This is a genomic window from Paractinoplanes rishiriensis, from assembly GCF_016862375.1.
In the GTDB taxonomy this organism is placed as follows: domain Bacteria; phylum Actinomycetota; class Actinomycetes; order Mycobacteriales; family Micromonosporaceae; genus Actinoplanes; species Actinoplanes rishiriensis.
Genome location: NZ_BOMV01000071.1, coordinates 172,858 through 191,348, shown reverse-complemented (window position 1 = coordinate 191,348; position 18,491 = coordinate 172,858). Strand labels below are relative to the sequence as shown.

Annotated in this window: 11 protein-coding genes; 4 read left to right on the top strand and 7 right to left on the bottom strand. The window is 73.2% G+C overall.

Annotated elements, in window-relative coordinates:
- Positions 1-33: 33 nt before the first annotated feature.
- From Ari01nite_RS34125 to Ari01nite_RS51065, 3 genes are all read left to right on the top strand, one after another.
- On the top strand, positions 34-1,890 hold the full coding sequence (locus tag Ari01nite_RS34125) for a HelD family protein (protein ID WP_203786354.1): 1,857 nt from the start codon (positions 34-36) through the stop codon (positions 1,888-1,890).
- The gene (locus Ari01nite_RS34120) at positions 1,887-2,372 is read left to right on the top strand and encodes an SDR family oxidoreductase (RefSeq protein ID WP_203786353.1); all 486 of its coding nucleotides are present in this window, start codon (positions 1,887-1,889) and stop codon (positions 2,370-2,372) included. The genes Ari01nite_RS34125 and Ari01nite_RS34120 overlap by 4 nt, the downstream gene beginning before the upstream one ends.
- Positions 2,373-2,448: 76 nt before the next feature.
- Entirely contained in the window at positions 2,449-2,577 is a 129-nt protein-coding gene (locus tag Ari01nite_RS51065; RefSeq protein WP_275410901.1) for a hypothetical protein, read from the top strand.
- Positions 2,578-2,581: 4 nt separating this feature from the next.
- Here the strand turns inward: Ari01nite_RS51065 and Ari01nite_RS34115 are convergent, their stop codons facing one another.
- Together Ari01nite_RS34115 and Ari01nite_RS34110 are read right to left on the bottom strand one after the other, a co-directional pair.
- Positions 2,582-6,514, bottom strand: a complete 3,933-nt coding sequence (locus Ari01nite_RS34115) for an NACHT domain-containing protein (RefSeq protein ID WP_203786352.1) — start codon at positions 6,512-6,514, stop codon at positions 2,582-2,584.
- Positions 6,511-9,507 (bottom strand): glycine--tRNA ligase, encoded by a 2,997-nt coding sequence (locus Ari01nite_RS34110; protein ID WP_203786351.1) that lies wholly within the window; start codon positions 9,505-9,507, stop codon positions 6,511-6,513. The genes Ari01nite_RS34115 and Ari01nite_RS34110 overlap by 4 nt, the downstream gene beginning before the upstream one ends.
- A gap of 70 nt (positions 9,508-9,577) precedes the next feature.
- Between Ari01nite_RS34110 and Ari01nite_RS51060 the strand changes: the two genes are divergently transcribed.
- Positions 9,578-13,864, top strand: coding sequence for a carbohydrate-binding module family 20 domain-containing protein (locus Ari01nite_RS51060; RefSeq protein ID WP_203786350.1), 4,287 nt, complete (start codon positions 9,578-9,580; stop codon positions 13,862-13,864).
- Here the strand turns inward: Ari01nite_RS51060 and Ari01nite_RS34100 are convergent.
- The 5 genes from Ari01nite_RS34100 to Ari01nite_RS34080 are packed head-to-tail and all read right to left on the bottom strand — an operon-like array spanning position 13,840 to position 18,491.
- A complete protein-coding gene (locus Ari01nite_RS34100) occupies positions 13,840-14,952 on the bottom strand; it encodes an endonuclease/exonuclease/phosphatase family protein (RefSeq protein ID WP_203786349.1) in 1,113 nt (370 codons plus the stop codon). The two genes, Ari01nite_RS51060 and Ari01nite_RS34100, sit on opposite strands and share 25 nt — an antisense overlap.
- Before the next feature lie 35 nt (positions 14,953-14,987).
- Positions 14,988-16,148, bottom strand: a complete 1,161-nt coding sequence (locus tag Ari01nite_RS34095; RefSeq protein WP_203786348.1) for a hypothetical protein — start codon at positions 16,146-16,148, stop codon at positions 14,988-14,990.
- Positions 16,145-16,507, bottom strand: a complete 363-nt coding sequence (locus Ari01nite_RS34090) for a cupredoxin domain-containing protein (protein WP_203786347.1) — start codon at positions 16,505-16,507, stop codon at positions 16,145-16,147. Before Ari01nite_RS34090 ends, Ari01nite_RS34095 begins: the two co-directional genes overlap by 4 nt.
- Entirely contained in the window at positions 16,504-17,436 is a 933-nt protein-coding gene (locus Ari01nite_RS34085; protein WP_239163266.1) for a hypothetical protein, read from the bottom strand. The genes Ari01nite_RS34090 and Ari01nite_RS34085 overlap by 4 nt, the downstream gene beginning before the upstream one ends.
- Positions 17,433-18,491 carry a hypothetical protein gene (locus Ari01nite_RS34080; protein WP_203786346.1) on the bottom strand — a complete coding sequence of 353 codons (1,059 nt, stop codon included), beginning with the start codon at positions 18,489-18,491 and terminating at the stop codon, positions 17,433-17,435. The genes Ari01nite_RS34085 and Ari01nite_RS34080 overlap by 4 nt, the downstream gene beginning before the upstream one ends.

Genomic DNA, 18,491 nt, shown 5'->3' with positions numbered 1-18,491 from the left:
CCTTCCGGCCGATTATGCCGACAATGATTCTTTATGGGTGCACCGGATCAGGCGGCCGTGACCGCCATGTACGAACAGCTGGACGCATCGCGGGCCGCCCTGCGGGCCGCCGGCACTCCCGACGCGGCCCGCCGCCTGCGCGACCTGGACGCCGCCGAGCCGGGCCTCTGCTTCGGCCGCATCGACCACCAGGACGGCACCACGCTGTACATCGGCCGGTGCGGCGTGCGGTCCGGCGGCGAGCCGCTGCTGATCGACTGGCGGGCACCGGCGGCCCGCCCGTTCTACGCCGCCACCGCCGCCCACCCGATGGGCCTGCGCCGCCGCCGGCACCTGCGCCTCGACGGCCGGACCGTGCGCTCGGTCTCCGACGAGATCCTGGACGGCTCCGCACCGGCCCCCGGCGACGTGCTCGGCGACGGCCCCCTCACCGAGGCGCTGACGGCCCGCCGAACCGGCCGGATGCGCGACGCCGTCACCACCCTCCAGGCCGAGCAGGACGCGATCGTGCGCTCCGCAAACCGCGGCATCACCGTCGTGCAGGGCGGCCCTGGCACCGGCAAGACCGTGGTGGCACTGCACCGAGCCGCGTACGTGCTGTTCGCCCACCCACCGGCCAGCCGGGGCGTGCTGGTGGTGGGTCCGGACGCCCGATTCCTCGACTACATCTCCGAGGTGCTCCCATCCCTGGGCGAAAACAACGTCCACCTGACCACCCGCGCCGCAATCGCCGTGCCCGGTGTCCCGCCCGGGTCCGGCCCCGCGCCCGCTCCGGATCCGGCCGCCGGGCGGGCCGGCAACGCCGCCGCCCTCGCCGGCTGGGTCCGCTCCCGCCAGCCGGCCCCCGCGCCCCTCACCCTCCCCGCCGGCCCCGACCAGGCCCACCTGCCGGAAGCCGTCGTCGCCGAGGCGCTGGCCGCGGCCAGCGGCCTCCCGCACAACCCCGGCCGCCAGGCCTTCCGTGACTACCTGATCGCCGAACTGATCCGCCGCCGCCACCAGGCGACCGCCGACGACCTGGCCCGCATCGACGCCGAGACCGCCGCCCTGACCGGTGTGGATCTCGACGCCGCCGTGGCCGCCGACCTGGCCGCGCTGGGCCTCGACGACACCCCGGCCGCACCGCCCGAACTGGACGACCCGGAGGCCCTGCGAGCCACCCTGCGCGGCGACCCCCGGCTGGACGCCGCGATCGACGCCGTCTGGCCCCGGCTGACCCCCGCCGAGGTGGTCGCCGGAGCGCTGCCGTTCACCGGCCCGGCGTTGCTCGACGAGGCCGCCGCCCTGGTCGACGGCCCACCGGCGGAGGTCTTCGGGCACGTGGTCGTCGACGAGGCGCAGGAACTGACCGAAATGGACTGGCGGGCCGTGCTGCGGCGCTGCCCGAGCCGTTCGATGACCGTAGTCGGCGACTTCGCCCAGGCCGGCCCCGGCTCGACGGTGACGACCTGGGCCGAGGCGCTCGCCCCGAACCGCTTCGACCTGCACACCCTGACGATCAACTACCGCACCACGGCCGAGATCCTGGATCACAGCCGCGACCTGCTGGGCCGGATCGCCCCGGACCAGACCCTGAGCCGGTCGCTGCGGCACGGCGAGAAGCCCACCGTGCGCACCGTCGCCGCGGAAGACCTGGCCGACGCCGTACGGGCCGAACCGGACGCCACCGTCCTCTGCGCCGACGACTCCCCGCTGGGCATCCCGGTGTCGTCCTGCCGCGGCCTCGAGTTCGACACCGTCGTGGTCGCCGACCCGGCCCGGATCGCCGCCGCCGGCCTTCGCGACCTGTACGTGGCCCTGACCCGCGCCACCCAGCGCCTCGTGGTGCTGGAGGTCGCCCCGACGTACGCTGCAAACCAAGATCCAGACCGTTCCGGGAGGCCCGTGTGAAGGTGGCAGGCAAGGTGCTGGTGGTCACCGGCGCCGGCAGCGGCATCGGCCGGGCGGTGGCTCAGGAGGCGGTCCGCCGGGGCGCGCGGGTGGCGGCCGTCGACCTCAATCCCGCCACCCTGGCCGAAACCGCCGCCGTCGCCGAGCACGCCCTGTCGGCCCACGAGCTGAACGTGACCGACCGCGCGGCCGTGGAGTCCCTCCCGGCCGCGGTGACCGCCCGCTGGGGCACCGTCGACGGCGTGATCCACTGCGCCGGCATCATCCAGCCGTTCGCCCGCCTGAAAGATCTGGACTACGACGCCATCGACCGCGTCTTCGCCGTCAACTGGTCCGGCACGCTCTATCTGACCAAGGCGTTCCTGCCGCTGCTGCTGGACCGCCCCGAGGGCCACATCGTCAACGTGGCCAGCATGGGCGGCTTCCTCCCGGTCCCGGCCAGACCGTCTACGGCGCCTCGAAGGCCGCGGTCAAACTGCTGACCGAGGGCCTGCACGCCGAATGCGCCGGCACCGCATAACCACCCCCGAGCGAGCCGCCCAGGAAATCCTCGACGGCATGGAACGAGACGCCTACCGGATCCTGGTAGGCCGCGACGCCAAACTGATGGACGTCCTGTACCGCCTGAATCCCCGCCGCTCGGCCGCCCTGACAGCCGCCAAGATGCAGTCCCTCCTGGAACGCTGACCTGCTACTTCCGGCCCAGCTTCCGCAGCAGCCAGTCGATGTCCTGCCGTTGCCCCACGGTGTACCTCCGGTCGGCCAGTTCCTCGTTGTCCAGGTCCAGAAGCTGTCGTAGCGACGCGTCCAGAGCGCCGGCATTCCGGCCGGCCCTGGAAAGCGCTTCTTTGAGGACCCGCGCGGCATATCGAGCATCGCCCCGGATTACGGCTGAGCGAATCCAGGCGAGGAGTCGCGACCGCCGGTGAAAGAGCTGGTGGTAGTCGAAGTTCGAGGAGCGGGAGACCGACCTCACCTCGGGCAGGGAGAAGCCCGCCAGAAACTGCGTGAACGAAACCTGGTGGTGGTCCGTCGTCCGCCGGGCGAGCGCTCCCGAGGCGCTGATCACGAGGTGGCGGCGGGTCGCCATGGCGGGCCTCTCGGCCGCGACCAGATGGATGAGGTCGACCATCGAGTCTTCCGGGACTCGCCGCAGGTCCGTCCAGCGGCTCAGTCTGCGGGCAAGCCGGACGTCGATCACCGACCACTGGTCTCGTGGGAGGCCGCGATGTCGCAGGAACAACAGGACCTCGACCAGCGACCGGCAGCCGAGCCGGTCGACGATCCCGCCGCGCAACAGCCCTGTCATGATGGTGGACACCTCGACGGTGACCTGCAGTCGGCGCAGATGGTAGAAGATCGGCGCGATGAAATGGTCCGGGTCAGGGCCGCCATGCTTCGGGTAGCTGAGGTCGCCGTTCGCGATGGCCCGGATCACGTCGTGCAGCCATTGCGGTTGCAGAAGTGCGTGATTCTCGATGACCACGCCTGCCTCGTGGTCCGACAGATGGATCAGCACGTCGAGATCCGGACGAAGGTCGGAGATCACGTCGAATGCGGCGTCCGACCGGCGCTCGGCCCGCAGCAGTTCATGGGCCGACATGGCGCCGAGCGGAAGGTGCGCGCCGAATGATCTACGTCGGATCATCATCGCGGCCCAACCGTCCCGCACGAGGTGGGAGCCGGGCATGAGGCGGCTCGTCCGCGGCAGCAGGAACTCGTTCCGGCCCGCTCCGAGCCGCTCCAGCGGTTCCCCCAGGGCTGTCAGGTCGGCCGGCTGCCAGCCCATCAGGTCCGCGCCTGCCAGGCCGGTCAGGGCCCGGCCCATCTCGTCCCCGAGCGCCGTGTTCAGGTGATGCGCCAGGTCCAGCGGCAGGCTGCCGGGCGGCATGCCGAAGTCCCTCTTGGCGCGAACCACCATCACGCCGTCCGTGCCGGGTTTCGCCTCGATCAGCGCCGCCGCCCCGGCCAGCCCGTCCAGCGAGAACCAGCTCCGCCAGAGGTTGCGCAATCCGTCCCAGGCCGGCTCCGATCCGGCCGGCCGCCCGGCCTCGACCGGCACGTCGAACGTGTACCCGTCCTCGCCGGCCACGGCCGCCAGGGTGGCGAGATTGAACGTGTAGACCGCGAGATGCCCCAGATAGGCGAACCTCTCGAACTTCGTCTCGGCGATGCCGTCGGACAGCCACCCCGCGGGCGTGCCGGTCAGGGTGTCCCGCAGCTGCCGCGTGACGATCAGATGCAGGCAGCCGACGAGATCCGCCTGCGCCAGACCGGCCAGCTCGGCGCGGTGCGGCAGCCACTCGCGGATCATCGACAGGATCACCGGGCGGGTGTGCAGGCTGGTGAAGGCGAGCGGGGCGAACCAGCGGTCGTCCGCCTGGGCGAGTTGCACGTCGAGTTGCTGCCGCAGCGCGTCGGACTGGCGCAGCGCGCGGATCACCGTGGTCTGCCGGAGGACCTGCCGGACCACGAAGTCGGCCGTCAGGAATTCGCCGAACGTGTTGTGCAGGAACTCGAACGCCGCCGAGTGCCCGCCGCTCCGGTCGTCCCGGTCGCCCGATCGGCTCCGCGATTCGTGGATGAAGAAGAAGCTGCCGAGCAGCAGGTCCGCCTGGGTCAGCGCGGCGCCGGCCGGGACCACGACCTCGCGTTCGGCGCCGAAGTATGCGATGTCCGCGTCAAGGTCACGGCGGTGGATGTGCAGGGCGTTGCGGTTGAACATGCCGATGGCCGCCACGCCGAGACGGTTCAGGTCGTCCTCGACCATCTGGTCCTGGCCGGCCTGGTCGAGGGCCCGGAACGCCGCCCCGGCCTCGCCCTTGCCGCGCTCGCGGGCGATGAAGCGGTGCAGGAGGCTGTGGTACAGCAGCGTCTGGTCGACCCGGGACTGGCGCAGCTCGTTGTCCCGTGAGTCGTAGATCGCCAGCATCAGCAACAGCAGCGGTTGCCGGGCCAGGTCCAGGAGGCGCGCATCGGCCGGCACGGTGAACGGCTCCACCGGCGTGCGGTCGAAGTAACCCGCGTTCGTCCGGTTCCAGACGTCGGTCCAGGCCTGCCGGCGATCCTCGTCGAACTCGAGCAGCCGGACGACCGCCGTGCTGGCCGGGATGACAGCCTTGTCGATAAGTGTGATGCGGCTGGTCACCATGATCCGGACCGGGCGTTGCAGCATCGCCTCGCGTCGCTGGAACCGGTGCACCTTGTCCAGGTAGTTGGCGAACACCCGCCCGGTCGCCTGGAGGAGCTCGTCGTACCCGTCCAGGATGATCAGCGGTGGATCGCCGGCCAGCTCCGTCGCGAACTCCACCCAGTTGATCTCATGGCCGGTGTCGGCCCGGATCTGGTCCTCGATCTGGCTCTGGATGTCGCTGTCCGGCTCGATGTCCCGCAGTTCGATGCGCACCACGTTGTAAGCGGGAGGCATCAGCCGGGCGGCGATCAGCTCGGTCAGCAGCGACTTCCCGGACCCCGGGTGTCCGAGCACCAGCAGGGCGGACCAGGCGCTGTACGGCGAGTCGAAGTACCGGGCCAGGAAGACGCCCAGGTCGTCCTTGGCCGGCAGCTCCGACCAGGTGGCCTCGTTCTCCAGGTCGATCTTCTGGTTGGTGTACTCCAGGGTCTGGTACGCCTGCGGCACGAACGCCTCGGCCTTGGTCGGATACCGGATGACGGGCGCGTCGCCGGGGTCGTCGTAGGTGTCGGTGATGATCCGTTCGGAGATTCCCAGCCGGTAGATGACGGCCAGGTCCTCGATGACCGCCCGGGCACCCGCCCGCGGCGGTGCCGGCAGGGCGCTGGACAGGTGCGTCACCGCCTGCCGCAGCGACTCCAGGCCGATGTCGATACCGGCGACAGCCAGCTGGGCCAGGCGGGCGTCCTCGGTCAGGTCGCCGATCATCTGCTGGGTCTTCTGCGCCTCGTACAGGGTGGCCCAGCCGAAGAAGTCCTGGAATTCCAGCATGAGCTCGAGGTACTGGGCGAAGTAGACCTCGACCGCGGTGCGCGGCAGATGGTGGAGCTTGGGTCTGATCTCCACCACCGTCTCGGCGCCGCCGAGGTGCTCCAGGACCCGCGACAGCGTATCGGTCATCCGCAGGTACAGCGCGTGGCGGTCGTCCGCCTCGGTCGCGAAGCTGGCGGAGGGATGCGGGAGGGAGACCGGCGCGATCGCGTTGTAGGCGATCGAACGGCCGCCGACGTCCTCGACGGAGCGCAGGTAGTGGGCCGCCTCCGCGGACCGTTCGACGACCAACCGGCGGTCCTTGGCCGTCGGTTTCAGCTTCTTCAGCACCGGGCGGAGGTCCCGGTCCATGGCCTCGAAGAAGGCGCTGTAGGTGATCATCGCGTGCGCTGCCGCCAGGGACCGGCTGCGGGCGAGGAAGTCGCCGCGATAGCCGGCGATGGCGCGGACCGCGTCGTGGGCGTGCCGGATCAGATCCGACTTCATGTCGAACAGCGCCAGCAGCGGCACGGACGCCGGTCCGAGCACCAGCGGGGAGAGGATTAGCGCGGCCGACGTCAGCCGGTCGACCGCGGTGACGATGGTGCTGTCGCACTGGGCACTCCGGACGATCGAGCGGACCGTCTCGAAGTTCGCCTCGACATCCTTGGTCTTCTTCACGTCTGGAGGGCGCTCCAATCGAGCAGATTGGCGCCCAGGCCGCCGACCGTTGCCAGCAGGCCCAGGCGCGCTGACCGCACCGACGGGTCGTCGGCCATGACGTACACGTCCTCGAAGAAGGTTGTGATCGGGGTGACCAGGCGGCTGGTCGCGTCCAGGAACAGCAGCAGGTCGGGTTCGGAGGACAGGCGGACCGCCGTGACCGCCTCGTGCAGGGCCACCTCGGCCGGCTCCTTCAGCGCCGCCGGGTCGTACGACGCCGGCGTGCCGCGCGGGACGATGCGGCGGGACCGCTGGATCGCCTCGGTCACCGCCACGAAGGCCGGGTTGCCGGCCACCTCGCCCAGCTGGTGCAGCAGGCTCACCGCGACCGACGGGCGGCCGTGGTGGGGCAGCACCGCGCGCACCCGGTCGACCGGGAAGCCCTCCTCGACCAACTGCTGCTCCAGCCGCTTCGCCAGGAATTCGTCGCACGCCGGCAGCACCGCGTCGCCCACCTCGACCGGCTGCTGGACCGCGGCGGCCGCCAGCGCCGCCGACAGGTCGAGCGCCGCCAGGGCGGGGTGGGCCCGGTGCACCGCGAGCAGGCCCAGCACGGCCCGGCGTACCGCGAACGGGTCGCTGCTGCCGGTCGGCAGGCCCACCGTGGCGGCCAGGCCGGCGACCAGGTCCAACCGGTCGGCCAGCGACAGCAGCGCGCCGGGCAGTGACGCCGGCAGGGCGTCACCGGTCTGCCGTGGCAGCTCGGCCTCGTAGACCGCCTGCGCCACCGCCCGGTGCTCACCCGCGTGCAGGGCGTAGTCCCGGGCCATCACCCCGGCCAGGCTGGTCATCTCGGTGACCAGCTGCGAGCCCAGGTCGAACTTCACCAGCGCCGCCGCCCGGTCCAGCGTCGCCGAGCCCAGGCCCAGGTCGTCGGCCAGCCCGGTGGCCAGCGCCGCGATCCGGCCGGCCCGGTCGGCCATCGAGCCCAGCCGGTCGGTGAAGGTGAGCCGGGCCAGCCGGGCGCGCATCTCGTCCAGCGGCGTGGACCGGTCGGCGCGGTAGAAGAACGCGGCGTCCTCGTACCGGGCCCGCAGCACCGCCTCGTTGCCGGTGCGCACCAGCTCGACGTCCACCGGGCCGTTCGCGACCGCCACGAACATCGGCAGCAGCGCCCCGTCGGCGTCGCGCACCGGCAGGTACCGCTGGTGCTTGCGCATCACCGTGGTCAGCACCGCGTCCGGCAGCGACAGGTAGCTCTCGTCGAACGTGCCGAGCAGCGGCGTCGGCGCCTCGACCAGGTAGGTGATCTGGGTGATCAGCGCGTCCTCGCCGGGCACGTCGATGCGCCCGTCCGGGTAGACGTTGTCCTGCGCGCCGGTCACGATCAGCTCGCGCCGGTCCTCGGGGTCGGCGACGATGCCGGCCAGCGCCAGGGTCTCCATGAAAGTCTCGGCCGACGCGATCTGCTGGACCGGGTCGGCGGCGGTGCGCAGCACCCGGGTCTCGCGACCGGCGGCCAGCGTGCCCACCGCGACCGGCACCACGTCGTCGCCCCACAGCGCGGTCAGCCAGCGGATCGGGCGGCTGAACGACAGCTGCGGGTCGCGCCACCGCATGTTCTTGGCGCCACGCAGGCCGCCGACCACCTTCGCGAGCAGGGGAGCGAGGACCTGGGCTGCCGCGCCGCCGGCTTCCTGCCTGGTCAAAACCGCATGCCGTACGCCGTTGAAGTCCGCCTCGGTCACCTCGTCGAGCGTGCCGCCCTGCCCGCGGACGAAACCCTCCAAAGCCTTGGTGGGTACGCCGTCCGTCGTGTACGCCTGGGCCAGCTTGGGCCCGCGCACCGTGCGTACATGGTCGTCCTCGCGGGCCGCGACCTCGCCGACCACCGCGACCAGACGCCGGGGTGTGGCGAAGACACGCACCTCCCCATGGCCGAGCCGGGTGGCCGCCAGACCGGTTCTGATCTCGCGCTCGACGAAGTCGCGGGCGGACCGGCACTCGGCCGGCGGCAGCTCCTCGGTGCCGATCTCGAAGACCAGCAGGCGGGCGCCGTCCCGTTCCGCGGCCTGGGCCGGCGCGGTGACCTGGGCCGGCGCGGTTACCAGGGCCGGCGCGGTGGCCGCGGCCGCCGGCTCCACCAGCCCGAGCGGATGCCCCAGGTCGTCGCGGCGGGCCAGCCACAGCTTGGCGACCTCGCCGGCCAGCCGGCGCATCCGGCCGAACTCGGCGGCCCGGTCGGCGGTGGACACCGCGCCGCGGGCGTCCAGCACGTTGAAGGCCTGCGAGCACTTGAGCACGTACGTGTGCGCCGGCACCGGAAGTCCGGCATCGATCAGCCGCTGCGCCTCCGCCGCGTAGATCTCCAGCAGCTGCCGGTTGGCGGCCACGTCCGCGTCGTCCAGGTAGTACCGGGACATCTCGTACTCGCTCTGGCCGAACACCTCGCCGTAGCTGACGCCCTCGGCGTACGCGATCTCTTTGAAGTGTTGTTTGTCCTGGAGGGCCATGATGATGCGCTCGATGCCGTAGGTGATCTCTACCGACACCGGGTCCAGGTTGAGGCCACCGGCCTGCTGGAAGTAGGTGAACTGGGTGATCTCCAGGCCGTCGAGCCAGACCTCCCAGCCCAGGCCCCACGCGCCGAGCGCCGGCGAGGCCCAGTTGTCCTCCACGAAACGGACGTCGTGCGCCGCCACATCGATGCCCAGCGCCGCGAGACTGCCCAGGTAGAGCTCCTGCGGGTTGCCGGGGTCGGGCTTGAGGATCACCTGGAGCTGGGTGTGCGTCTGCAGCCGGTTCGGGTTCTCGCCGTAGCGGGAGTCGTCCGGGCGCACCGACGGCTCGACATACACGACCCGCCAGGGCTCCGGGCCCAGCACCCGCAGGAACGTCGCCGGGTTGAGCGTCCCGGCACCGACCTCGGTGTTCATCGGCTGCACGGTCAGGCACCCCTGAGCCGTCCAGTACGCGGTCAGCCGGGCCAGCGCGTCCTGCATGGTGAGCATGAAGGGCAAGTGTAGGCGTGCCGTCTCATTAGGATCGGGACGATCGGCGGCGCGGCGGGAGTGATCGCGGATGCGGGTACGACTGTTCGTCAGCTCGACGTTCGCCGACCTGGGCGCCGAGCGGGACGCGCTGCACCGGGACGTGTTCCCGCGGGTGCGGCGGTTCTGCGCCGAGCGCGGCATCCCGTTCTCGGCGGTCGACCTGCGCTGGGGGGTCAGCCCGGCGGCCGGGCTCGACCAGGCGACCGTGCCGATCTGCCTGGCCGAGGTGGAACGCTGCCACCCGCACTTCCTGCTGCTGATCGGTGACCGGTACGGCTGGTGCCCGCTGCCGCCGCGGCTGCCGGCCGGGGAGCTGGACGCGGTCCGGGCCGGGCTGGACGACGCCGGCCGGGAGCTGGCCGGCCGCTGGTACCGCCGCGACGACAACGCGGTCCCGCCCGAGTACGTGCTCCAGCCGCGGGACGGGGCATTCGCCGCGGACGACGCCTGGCACGACGAGGAGGAGCGGCTGCGGGCCGTGCTGATCGACGGCGCCCGGCGCGCGGGCCGCCCGGTGCACCGGTTCTCCACCTCGATCACCGAGCAGGAGGTGGCGGCGGCCGCGCCGGGCACCGTCCACTGCTTCGTCCGCACCGGCCCGACGCCACCTGCCGAGCTGGCCAGGTTCACCGCCGGGCTGCGCGCGACGCTGCCCGCCGGCCGCCTGCACGAGTATTCCGCCGGCGATCTTTCCGCGTTCTGCGCCGCGGTCCACGACGCGCTGACCGGCGCGATCGGCGCCGAGCTGGCCGGCCGGACCACGACCACCGGACCGGCGGCGGAACGGGCCCGGCACGAGCAGTTCGCCGCCGAGCGCCGCCGCGACCACCGGGCCCGTGACCGCGAACTCGCGGCGGTGGCCCGCTACCTGGCCGGCGACGACGGCCGTCCGCTGCTGGTGGTGGGGCCGTCCGGGGTCGGCAAGTCCGCGTTCCTGGCCCAGGCCGCCATGCTCGCGGCCGCCGAGCATCCGGACGCCCAGCTGGTGGTCCGCTTCGCCGGTGCGACCGCCCGGGCCGCCCGCGAGCAGTCGCTGCTCAGCGACCTGCTGGTCGAGGTGCGGGCGCAGACGCACCGGCGGGACGAGCCGCCGCCCGAGCGGATGGGCGCCCTGCTCGACGACTACCGCGTCGAGGCCGGTCTCCCGCGGCAGGGCCGGCTGCTGATCTTCGTCGACGCCGTGGACCAGTTGGACAGCCCCGGCCTGAGCTGGCTCGGGATGTCTGGCGGGAGCGCGGTCCGGACGGTCGTGTCCTGCTCCGACGGGACGGTGGCCGACCGGCTGCCCGGCGACGGTCCGCGGCTGCGGCTCGAGCCGCTGCCGCCGTCGGCAAGCGGTGCCCTGCTCGACACCTGGCTGGCCGGGGCGCGGCGCCGGCTGCGGCCGGAGCAGCGCGCGGCGGTCCTCGGCTCGGCGGCGACCGGTCTGCCGCTGCACCTGCGGCTCGCGTTCGAGGAGGCCCGCCGCTGGGCCTCGTATGCGCCGGCCGAACCGGTGCCGGACACCGTGCCCGCGGTCATCGACCGGCTGTTCGCCCGGCTGTCCCGCGAGGCCGAGCACGGCGCGGTCCTGGTCGGCCGGGCACTCGGCTACCTGGCGGCGGCCCGGTCCGGGCTGACCGAGGAGGAACTGCTGGACGTGCTGTCGGCGGACGAGGACGTGCTGGCCGACCTGCGGCGGCGGTTCCCGCACGCGCCGGTGGCGGACCGGGTGCCGGACGCGGTCTGGGCCCGGCTGCGCGCCGACCTGTCGCCCTACCTGACCGAGCACGAGGACGGCGGCCGTACCCTCCTCGGCTTCTACCACCGGCAGCTGGCCGAGGCCGCCCGCCGCGCCTTCCTGGACGGCGTCGCCGCCCGCCGGCACGCCGCGCTGGCCGGGTACTTCGGGCCGCGGCCGCTCGTGCCGCGCGCCCTCGACGAGCTGGTGTACCAGCAGGTCCGGGCCGGGCAGTGGGACGCCGCCCAGGAAACCCTGACCGACATCGGCTACCTGACCGGCCGGGCCGAGCGGTCCGGCTTCGACGCCGTGGTGGCCGACCTGCGGTTCGCCGCGGAGGCCGCGCCCGCCGGTCATCCGCTGGTCGCGGCGGCGGGCGGCGTGGAACGCGTGCTGGAACGCGACGGCCACCTGTTCTCCGACCTGGCCGGCGCGCACGGCCCGGAACTGCTGGCCCAGCAGGTGCTGCTGGTCGCCGGCGAGTTCGGCCTGGACCGGCTGGCCGACGCGGCCCGGGGCCTGCTCGCCGGGTCCGGCCGCACCCACCTGTTGCCGCGCTGGGTGCGCGGCAGCACCGCCGGGCACGGGCTGGCGCGTACCGTCGACGGTCATCCCGGCGAGGTGTACCGGGTGGTGGCCGTCCCGGACGGGTCCGCGGCTCTCACCTTCGCCACCGACGTGCGGTGGCTGGACAACGGCAGCACCGAGGAGTTCCCCGACCCGCCGCGGCTGTGGGACCTGCGTACCTGGACCGTCGCCCACACGTTCGGCGAGTTCACCGGCGACCAGCCGCGCGCCGCGGCGGTCACGCCGGACAGTCGCTATGCCGTCCTGGTCGCCGAGGGGCACCTGCTCGTCTGGGACCTGGCCCGGCGCCGCCTCGCCGGCCGGCACCCCGCCGAGGGCGACCTCACCGTGTTCGGCACGCCGGACGGCGGCCGGTACGCGATGTTCGGGCCGGCCGCCGTCCTGTGGCCGGTGACCGGACCGGCCGAACCGGTACGCGTCGCGGAGAACCTCGGCGCGCTGGCGGTCACCACCGACGGCCGGCTGGCGGTCGTCCGGCGCGGCGCCGACCCGCTGACGGTCTGGGACCTGACCCGCGACCGGCCCCGGCACGACCTGGCCGGCGCCCGGGGCGCCGGCTCCTTCGACCTGGACCCCGCGGGCCGGCGAGCGGCCGGTTTCGCCGGCGGTGACCTCGCGGTGTGGGACGTCGCGAGCGGCGCACGCGAGCGGGTGGTCACGGTGCCGGACCGGGCCAGGGGCTGCGTGGTCACCGCCGACGGCGGCCACGCGGTGCTGGGCGACGGCCACCGCCTTTTCGTGGTGCGCCTCGGCGACGGCCGCTGTCACTCGCTCGGCGGTCTGGACACCGAGGCGGGTACGCCGGTCCGCGCGGCCCGGCCGGCCGAGGTCTTCACCGTCCGCCGCGGCGGTTTCCGGCAGTGGCACGTCGGCACCCCGCCGGCCGCGCCCGGCCCGGCGGGCAACTCCGGCCGGGTGGTGCACGCCGCCGTGCTAGACGGCGGCCGGCTCGGGGCCACCGTGGGCTTCGGCGGCGACATCGTGGTCTGGGACCTGGCCACCGGTGACCCGGTGCACCGGCTCGACTCGCCCGGCATCTACCCGTTCGCGGTCGCCCCGGACGGCCGGCACGCGATCGCCGGCCGGACCCGGTGGGACCTGATCGACGGCCGGGAGGCCGGTCCGGCGGACGGCTACGGCGACGCGGTGACGTTCCTGCCGGACGGCCGCGTGCTCACCGCGTACGCCGACCACCGGCTGCGGATCGCCGGCCCGGTCACCGGAGCGCCGGACCGCACGCTGCCGCCGACCCCCGGACAGCCCGACCGGACGAGCCACGTGCTGGCCACGCCCGACGGCCGTACCGTGCTGGTCGTGATGGGCTGGGACGTGTTCGAGCTGGACGTCGAGCGGGGCGCCTACGTCGAGCACTGGGCCCGGCCGTCCATCCGCTACCTGCGCTACCAGCAGGGACAGCGGTTCACCGCGGCGGCGCTGGCACCGGACGGCGGCTGGGTGCTGGTGGCCAAGGGGCACGGGGTGGACGCGTGGGAGCTCGAGCGCAAGGACCTGGTGCACCGCTTCGACCACGGCGCCGAGGTCGCCGACTTCAAAATCACCGAGGACGGCCTGCTGCTGGTCGCCGGCGGCGGGAACGCCGTGTCGGTCTGGGACGTGCGCACCCGCGAGCGGCTCGCCCGGGCCGAACTGGCGAACGAGGTCACCGCGGTCGCCACCACGATCGACGGCGGCGCGATCCTGGCCGGCGGCGCGGCCGGCGCGGTGCACTGCCTGCGCCTGACCGGCCGGTCCGCCGGCCCGCTGGTCCCGTACGCGTTCCGGGTCGAGCACCGCACCGAGCCGGGCGAGGACGTGCACGTCGTGGGCGACCTGCCGGAACTGGGCGGCGGCGACCCGGCCCGGGCGGTGCGGCTGACCTGGACACCCGGCCACGTCTGGCGGGGCACGGTCGCGGTGCCGCCGTCCGGTCCCGGCCGGTACCGCTGTTTCGTCCGCAAGGGAGGGGAACCACCGATCTGGCTTCAGCCGAGGTCGAGGTCGGCGTAGATGGCGGCGTGGTCCGACCCGGCGTGCACCGCGGCCGTCATGGTCTCGTAGATCGGCCACAACCGGCCCCGGCGGCCGCCCCACACGCCGCGCCGGAAGATGCCGCCGCCGGTCGCCGCGCCGAACAGGGCGGGGGAGAGCAGCACGTAGTCGAGCTTGTTGCGAGCCGTGCAGTAGCCGTAGGTGCCCGGCCGGCCGTTGTCGTCGAAGGCCGGGTGGGTGGAGATGTCGCGCAGGTCGGTGCCGGTGAGCAGGGGTGCCAGCGGCTCGCTGTCCGGGGTGTCGTTGAGGTCGCCGACCACGGCCACCCGCTCGACACCGCCGGCGAGCAGGCCACGGTAGATTTCGGCGACCCGGGCCGCCTGCCGCCGCCGGATCGCGTCGGAGGCGACCTTTCCGCCGTACCCCTTGCTCTTGAAGTGGTTGACGAGGATCGCGACGCGGTGGCCGGACGGGGTGCCGACGTGGTATTCCGCGCAGTCCCGGCTGAAGACCCGCCCCCGGTGGTCGGCGTCGTCGACGTGGCTGACCTGGGCGAGCAGCGGATAGCCGGCGCCCGCCAGCAGGCCCACGTCGATGCCCCGCTCGTCGTTGCCGTCGACCACCATGACGTACGGGTAACGGGGTTTGTGGTCGTGGGTCAGCCCGGCGTCGGCGAAGCGCTTGAGCGCGAGCCGGCTCTCCGCCTCGATCACGCCCACCACGTCGGCGTCGACGTCCTGCAGCACCCGGGCGGTGTTCATCAGCGCGAGCTCGTCGACCCGGTCGGTGGTCAGCTCGACCCAGCCGATCCAGTCGGCCCGCCCGCCCGCGATGATCCGGACCTGCCCGTCCCGGGACCGCCGCACCAGCCGCCCCCGGTTCTGCCGCAGCCGGGCGAATTTCGCGGTGTCCCCGTTGCGCAGCCCCAGCCGGCCGAGCAGCCGCAGGATGTCGTGCCGGACCTCATCGGTGTAGACCGGCTCCTCGAGAAGCGTGCAAATGCGTTGATAAGCCTCGAGGATCGGCCGCCCGGCACTCCAGGTGCGCTGGTCGAGGGCCCGGGCCCGGTTGAACAGATTCTCCACATTGAACGCGGCAATCCGCACGCCGGAGAGGTTAGCGGATCCGGGTGCCCACGGACTCAGCGGACGAAGAGGAGGAACAAACCCGCCCACGTGCAGAGGACCATGAAGAGCACCACCGGAAGCTCCTCGGGCAGGACGGCCAACGGCGGCTTCCCGGGGGACCCGGCCAGCGCGGCGTCGTGGGCGGCCAGGACGCTCAGCGCGTGGCCCAGCAGGATCAGCGCCACCTGGAGGACCGCGACCGCCGACGGGTTCGGGGCCGGTGTCCAGTCGGTGGCCGGTTGGCCGAACACGAGCAGGACCCCGCGCGGGCCCTCCACCAGGAGCAGCGTCAAGTAGTGGGCCAGCGTGTAGCCGACCGCGATCGGGATCAGGGCGTTGGTGATGTTCATCCGCCAGACGGCCAGCAGGACCAGGGCGCAGACCGCCACCAGGGCAGCCGTGTCGAGCAGGACCGGGAGGCCGGCTCGCTGCAGGACGCCGGCCCAGAACGGGGAACCGGCCGCGCTGTCGAAGATGGTCGAGCCCCACCACACCGCCAGGAATGCGGCTCGGCCGGGGCCGGGACGGTCGGCGGCCAGGCCGGACAGCGGAGGCCGCCAGTACCAGGGGCTCATCCGGCCGGCCAGCGACGAGTACACCTCGAAGCAGTCGGCCTGTGCGAACCAGCGTTCGCCGTAGCGGGTGGCCAGGGTGAGTTGTGCTGCGGCGTACCCGATCAGGCAAAGCCCGATGACCAGCGGGTCGGTGCGGCCGGGCGCCACCAGCTCCAGCCAGACGAAGGCGAGCAGGGTCAGGGCGGCGGGCCACTCGGCACCGAACGGGATCGGGCGGCGCGTGGCGGAGGGCAGGCGCAGCAGGCGGAAGAGGGTTCGCAACGGGTTCACCGCGCGCCACACCGGGCCGGCCAGGACGCTGACCGGAATCAGGCCGACCCACAGCCACACGTAGAGAGCGTGCGCCGCGGGATTCGACGGGTCGCGTGGGCCGATCACCGCAACACCAACGAGCAAAAGCGAGGTCAGCAGTACGGGGTAACGCAGCCAACCCGGAACACGGATGAGACGGGCGTTGCCACCGGCCAGCCGGGGACGGCGCCAGAGCAGGGCCGAACCGAGGAACGAGATGACCACCGTGGCGGCGCCCGCCTGCAGCACCAGATCGAGGGGCAACGGCAGGTCCTGCGACTGCCCGACCCCGTGCGCGACGAAGCTCACCGCACCTCGAGCTGCACGAGCAGAAGCCCCGGATGCGCCTCGACGTCGAAAACACCGGCCCGGTCCGCCGTGAACTGCACACACTCCGGCGTCCCCGGCGCCGCGTCGTACTCGATCTCGTACCCGTGCACGTGAATCGGCACCACTTTGTCCGCGGTGACCCGGACCTGCACCGTGCTCCCGAGCGGCACCTCCACCCGCCGGGGCGCCGGCACCGCCTGCCCGCTGAGCAGCTCAGACTCAACGGCCAGGACACCGGGCGCGGCCGACGAGCATCCGGCAACGGCCCGGGCCGGCTCCGCGGTGGTGCACCCCGCGAGAAGGAACGCCACCGCCACAGCCGGCGTGGCCCACCTCATGCGGATGCTTTCTGGGCCAGCGTCCGCAGCACCGCGCCGCCCGCGAGCGCCACCCCCGCGCCCGCGCCGAGGGCCAGCACCACCAGGACCCGCTCCACCACGGCCGGGCCGCCGAAGGGCAGCACCGCGCGATGGAACGAAGTCACGTCCGGCAGCACGAAAATCGCCGTCAACGCGGCCCCGGCACAGACCGCCAGCACCCCGGCCGCCCGTCCTCGCAGCACCGCGAACGCACCGCCGGCGAGGAGCGGCCAGGCCAGCAGATTGATCCCGGCCGCGTCGAAGAACGTCCCGGCGAGCGGCATCGACTCGACCGCCAGCGTGGATCCCACCACGTGCGCGATCGACGCTCCGGCCGCCGCCATCCCCGCCGCGGCCAGCAGCAGATCGCCGCGCCGCACCCGCCGGGACAGCACGACCAGCCCGGCCGCCACCGCGACCGTCAGGGCCCACCAGATCGGCGCCGCCGGTGCCGCGGACCCCACGAGCAGTCCCTGCACGGTCACCGGTGTCCCGCCCGCGTCGAGCACGAACGACCACGGCACCGACTGCCCCGGTGCGACCTGCCGACCGGCCGGCGTGCTGCGCGCGTCCATCCAGGTCAAGGTGTCACCCGCGGCGACCGTCACCGGCGTGCCCGCACCGCCACCGCCGGGCACGACGACCGGCGCACCGGTACCGTTCACCAGTCGCAGCCGGTGGCCGTCCTCCAGTGCGGTGACCGACAGCCCGGGCACCGCGGGCGTCACCGACACGAGCGAGCCGCGGGCGTCCGTGGCCACCAGCCCGCCGGCGTGCGCCTGCGCCGGCGCCGGCCAGCCCGCGACGAGACACCCGGCCGCCACCAGCAGCAGGCCGAGCCGGCGGAGCAGCGGCAGGGACCCGGGAGTTCGATCCGCGCGGCGGCCGGGATGGCGGCGCAGCGTCACGGAGCGGGGACTTCGACCCGCGCGGGCCCGGCCGGGGCGGGCGTCGCGGCGGCCGGCGGGCGGACGTTGCGCGCGACCAGCACCGTGCCGGCTCCCGCGATCGCCGTGTAGGTGAGCAGGCCCGAGACGATGTGCACGTTCCAGCCCACCCCGACCTGGGCGTCGGCGACCAGGAACAGCGTGCTCCAGACCAGGACGGGCGCGACCGCACCCAGCGTGACCCAGGCGGCCTCCCGGGACAGCGGCAGCAACGGGCCCACCAGGCGGGCCAGCAGTTCGACGCCGGCCGCGGCGGCACCGATGGTCAGCGGCAGCCACCAGGCCGCCTCGTCGGACTGGAACATCGCGTACATGGCCAGCGAGACCAGTGCGACCAGCACGGTGGGCATCCCGATCGGCACCCGCCAGCGGCGGCCGGCCAGCACAATCGGCAGCAGCAGCAGGATGGTGCTGACCAGGTAGCCGTGGAAGATCTGGCCGCTGAACGAGAAGATGCGCTGTGGGGTCGGGTCGGGGCCGAAGAAGATCGCGCCGAACACCGAGGCGTGCAGCGAGTAGATGTGCACCGGCAGCACCGACAGCAGGGCCGACAGCGTGGCCAGCACCGCGTCGCCGGGGGAGAGGCGGTCGCCGGGCCGGGTCGCCAGCAGCAGCGCCGGTCCCATGGCGAACAGGCACATGCCCAGGATGATCGCCTCGTGGCTGGGGCTCACGAAGATCTCCAGGCCCTGCTCGATGCCGAAGATGTTGTGCCACAGCGTGTCGACGCCGCCGCCGACCAGCAGGAAGGCCATGCCGAGCATCGGGATGCGCAGGGCGTTCGGCAGGGCGACCAGGCTGCGGTACGTGGGGATGGCCGGCAGCCGCTTGCGGAGCAGCCAGAGCAGCGTGAAACCGGACACGGCGATACCGGAGTAGAGGACCGCGTGCCACGGAGTCCAGAACGTCTCCAGCTCCGGCGTGGTGGCATGCGCATACGCGTCCAGCTGAAGTCCGGTGACCAGCCACGCGCTGGCGACCAGCATGATCCAGCGCTCGAGCGCGGTGAACGACAC

What these genes read in the sequence shown, in the direction of transcription:
- Ari01nite_RS34125 (WP_203786354.1), top strand. Translation starts at nt 34, where the DNA reads ATGGGTGCACCGGATCAGGCGGCCGTGACCGCCATGTACGAACAGCTG.
- Ari01nite_RS51065 (WP_275410901.1), top strand. Translation starts at nt 2,449, where the DNA reads ATGGAACGAGACGCCTACCGGATCCTGGTAGGCCGCGACGCCAAACTG.
- Ari01nite_RS34110 (WP_203786351.1), bottom strand. Translation starts at nt 9,507, where the DNA reads ATGCTCACCATGCAGGACGCGCTGGCCCGGCTGACCGCGTACTGGACG.
- Ari01nite_RS51060 (WP_203786350.1), top strand. Translation starts at nt 9,578, where the DNA reads ATGCGGGTACGACTGTTCGTCAGCTCGACGTTCGCCGACCTGGGCGCC.
- Ari01nite_RS34090 (WP_203786347.1), bottom strand. Translation starts at nt 16,507, where the DNA reads ATGAGGTGGGCCACGCCGGCTGTGGCGGTGGCGTTCCTTCTCGCGGGG.